Consider the following 3,582-nt stretch of genomic DNA (forward strand, 5'->3'; position numbering starts at 1 on the left):
TCAGAGATGTGTATAAGAGACAGGTTCATGCACTACCTGCGCGCCCTGTACGCCGATCAGCCCAGTGAGGAGGAGGACTCCTTCGCCGACCGGAACAACCTGCTGCGCCTCGCCGACGAGATCGAGGCCCTCCGCTCGGGCGACTTCCGGCAGAACGTGCTGGAGGGGAAGTACCTGCCCTGGGCGGCGCAGGTGTCGCTGGCCTTCGAGAACAGCGGTATCCGGTCCACCCCGACGGTCCTCTTCGACCGCACCCCGGTCGCGGTCATCAACGCCATGGGCTACGCGGTCACCCCGGAGGCGTTCCTGGCGGAGGTGTCACCCGCCTGAGCGGGTGGGCCGTGCGGCGCCTGAGCGGATGGGGCCGTGCGGCCGGCGACGAGGTGGCGCGCGGAGCGGCCGAAGCCCCGGAGACCCGGCGGGCCGGCTGGGCGCAGCCGCCCGTACGGGACGCGGCCCCTCGAAGGAGCCCCGGCCCCCGGGACTCCGTGAGGCTCCGGCCCCGGGAGCCGAGGCGCCCGTCACGCCCATCCGGGCGCCACCGGCCGGACACGTCACGGCGCCGTGGCACGGCGCCGTTCCGGTGCGGTCCGCCCGGCGAGGCGGGACCGCCGTCGCACCGCCGCACCCGCGCGGCCTTGAGGGCTCAGCCCCCGGATGCGTACGCCACGAAGTCCGCCCAGGCACCGGGGGCGAACCCGAGCTGGGGGCCCGTGAGGTTCTTTGAGTCACGCACGCGGATTGCGGTGAGGGCGGCGGCGACTTCGACGCATTCCGGTCCGTCGTTGCTGCTGTAGCTGCTCTTGATCCACTCCGGCGCGGAGTGGCCTTCACCTGACGTCTTGACGGTCATGTCTCTCCCAGCACTTTCTCGACGAAGGCCAGCGACTCCCGTGGAGTGAGCGCCTGAGCCCGAAGGATGCCGTACCGCAGCTCGACGATCCGAATCTCCTTGGGGTCGGAGATCAGACGGTTGTACAACTGCCCTTCCCAGTGTCCCACCGCTGTACCGTCCTCGAACTTCAGCAGTTGGAGCTGTCCGCCCATGCCCGCATGGTCTTCGCAGCCTGTCGGCATCACCTGGATCTCGACGTTGCGCAAGTTACCTGTCTCCAGGAGCCGTTCGAGCTGGCGGCGGGCCACAGCCCGGCCCCCGAGAGGACGCCTGATCGTCACCTCCTCCAACACAAAGGTGAGCATGGTCAGCGGGTGGCGCGCGAAGATCTCCTGCCGCGCCATCCGAGCCTCCACATAGCGCTCGATCTGCTCTGGAGTGAAGGAGGGGCGGCGCATCTCGTACAGCGCGCGGGCGTACTCCTCCGTCTGCAACAGACCATGCATGTTGTGGTTGCCGTAGGCACCCAGCTCGACCGCGTCCGCCTCCAGCTTCGCCAGGTCCCGGACCTTCTTGGGGTACCGGGCCTCCGCCAGGTCCGCCTTCATCGCGGCGAGCTTCCCGCCCGCGCCCAGCACTTCGTCCGCCTTCTCCAGGAACTCCGGCTTCGGGATGCGCTTCCCGGCCTCGACCTTGTAGACCTGATTCTCGCCGTACCCGATGGCCGCACCCAGCTCGCTGGCCCGCAGTCCTGCGAATTCACGCCAGAGGCGGATCTGTCGGCCGACCGCCGAGATCACAGCCCCCGAGTCGTCCTCCGGGTCGATGTCACGGTCCGGTTCGTCCGCTCCCGCCATCACGCGGTCTTCAAGAGTCTCTCCAGCCATGCGACACCTGCCTCTCAGCTGTACCGATTGCGCTCGACGCCGTACGCGGTGGACATGCATGGACACCACTGGACAGTCACTGTCCGTACACGCGCCGATACTTCCCAGAGTAGCGTCGCGCGGCCACGCTGAGTGACGTGAGCCGAGAAATCACCCGAACCGAACATTCCGCTCCCGCCCGGGAGTTCACCGTGCTGCTCTCGCCCACCCGGCGCGGAGCACGCCTCGCCCGCCTGCTGGCGGCGGCCCATCTGGCCGACTTGGGCCTCCCTTCGGACTCCGCCGCGCATGTCGTCGGCGAACTGGCCGCCAACGCCGCTCTGCACGGCCGGGTGCCGGGGCGGGACTTCCGGCTGAGCCTGACCGTCCGCGACGACAAGCGGGTACGGGTCGAGGTCACCGACACGCGGAGTGATCGGCTTCCGCTCCCGGCCGACGCCGACAGCGACGCGGAGACCGGACGGGGGCTGCTGATCGTGTCCGCGCTCGCGGACCGTTGGGGGGTGGAGCGCGGGCCCGACCCCCAGAAGACGGTCTGGGCGGAAGTGGACCTCGTGCCGTGACCACCGCCACCGGATCGTGGAGAGCCGCGACCCGGTCCCCCGGGTCCTGGCCACCCGCGTCGTCGCCCACCGCGTCCCGGTGGCCCACGACGTAAAAGCTTGTGAGGAACCGGGGAAAACACCCTCCCCCACCCCACCCCGTCCCGGTTCCGGCCTCATCACTCACTCGGGTGACATAGGGCAACCGGGCTGGATTCGGGCGGGGTTGCCGTGCGTATGCTCGCCCCGACCACCACAGACATGCGACGGCCCCCGGCCGGGACTGGCATCCCGATCGAGGGCCTGACCACCGAGGAAGATAAGAGGCTTCCCGATGGGTACCCAGCAGGTTAGCGCGTCCCCGTGCGCCCCACCCGGCCCGGCCGGGATTCCCGCGCCCGCGTCCGGCGTCGTCCACGTCAACGTCCGGCACACGGCGGGCTTCACCGTCATCGGCAACCACCTCAGTCGGCACCGGGGCCTCTCCCTGACCGCCATCGGGCTGTCGGTGCACATCCAGTCGCTGCCCGCCGGGGCGAAGGTCGGCATCAAGCACCTCGCCGCCCGTTTCCCGGAGAGCGAGACCCGCATCGCCGCCGCACTGCGTGAGTTGGAGGCCGCGGGCTACCTGCACCGCAGCCGCGTACGCCTGCCCGACGGCCGGGTCGTCACCCGCACCGTCTCCCGCAACCGCCCCGACGCGGTACCCCCGGTCGCCACCGAGCGCCCCGGCGCACCCCAGCCGCCGCCCGCCCCGGCGCCGCAGCCCACGGCACCGACACCGGCACCGGCAGCACCAGTGCCCCGGCCCACACCCGTTTCCGCGCCGCAGACCGGCGCCGCCCCGGTGCCGGGTCCCGAAGAGGCGTCCGCCCCTTCCGGGCCCGTGGCCCCCGCCCGTCCCGAGCCGCCACCGCTCCCCCGGCCCCGCTCGGCCGCCCCGGAACTGGCGCGGGTCGCCGTCGCCCTCCTCGCCGACCTGCGCCGTCACGCGCCCCGGCTGATGCTGTCCGAGCGCGACATGGACACCCTCGCCCCGGGAGTGGTCACCTGGCTCGAACGGGGCGCCCGCCCCGAAGCCGTACGCCACGCCTTGACGGCCGATCTCCCGGACCCGCTCAAGCACCCGGCCGGACTCCTGCGGCACCGGATCACAACGCTCCTCCCCCCGCCGCTTCCGGGGGACCGGGACCTCGCCGTGCCCACGCCTCCCCGCGCGGCCGTCGTCCCCCTCCAGAACTGCGACCGCTGCGACCGCGCCTTCCGCTCCCGCCACCCCGGCCACTGCCGTGACTGCCGCGACGGCCACGACGGCCAC

4 protein-coding genes and 1 pseudogene are annotated in these 3,582 nt (G+C 71.7%); 3 read left to right on the forward strand and 2 right to left on the reverse strand.

The window, feature by feature from the left end; all coding sequences use genetic code 11:
- Positions 1–330: pseudogene (locus IH13_RS0103310) on the forward strand (hypothetical protein); the annotation flags it as partial.
- 316 nt (positions 331–646) lie between these two features.
- Here the strand turns inward: IH13_RS0103310 and IH13_RS0103315 are convergent.
- The gene (locus IH13_RS0103315) at positions 647–853 is read right to left on the reverse strand and encodes a DUF397 domain-containing protein (RefSeq protein ID WP_031080902.1); all 207 of its coding nucleotides are present in this window, start codon (positions 851–853) and stop codon (positions 647–649) included.
- Positions 850–1,722, reverse strand: a complete 873-nt coding sequence (locus tag IH13_RS0103320; protein ID WP_037840682.1) for a helix-turn-helix domain-containing protein — start codon at positions 1,720–1,722, stop codon at positions 850–852. The genes IH13_RS0103315 and IH13_RS0103320 overlap by 4 nt, the downstream gene beginning before the upstream one ends.
- Before the next feature lie 137 nt (positions 1,723–1,859).
- Between IH13_RS0103320 and IH13_RS0103325 the strand changes: the two genes are divergently transcribed.
- Together IH13_RS0103325 and IH13_RS0103330 are read left to right on the forward strand one after the other, a co-directional pair.
- Positions 1,860–2,285: an ATP-binding protein gene (locus IH13_RS0103325; protein WP_031080904.1), complete on the forward strand. Its 426-nt coding sequence runs from the start codon at positions 1,860–1,862 to the stop codon at positions 2,283–2,285.
- A gap of 313 nt (positions 2,286–2,598) precedes the next feature.
- Positions 2,599–3,582, forward strand: a 984-nt coding sequence (locus IH13_RS0103330; RefSeq protein ID WP_031080905.1) for a hypothetical protein, incomplete at its 3' end; no start/stop codon positions are given.

It is taken from the genome of Streptomyces sp. NRRL WC-3549 (assembly GCF_000721935.1).
In the GTDB taxonomy this organism is placed as follows: Bacteria; Actinomycetota; Actinomycetes; order Streptomycetales; family Streptomycetaceae; genus Streptomyces.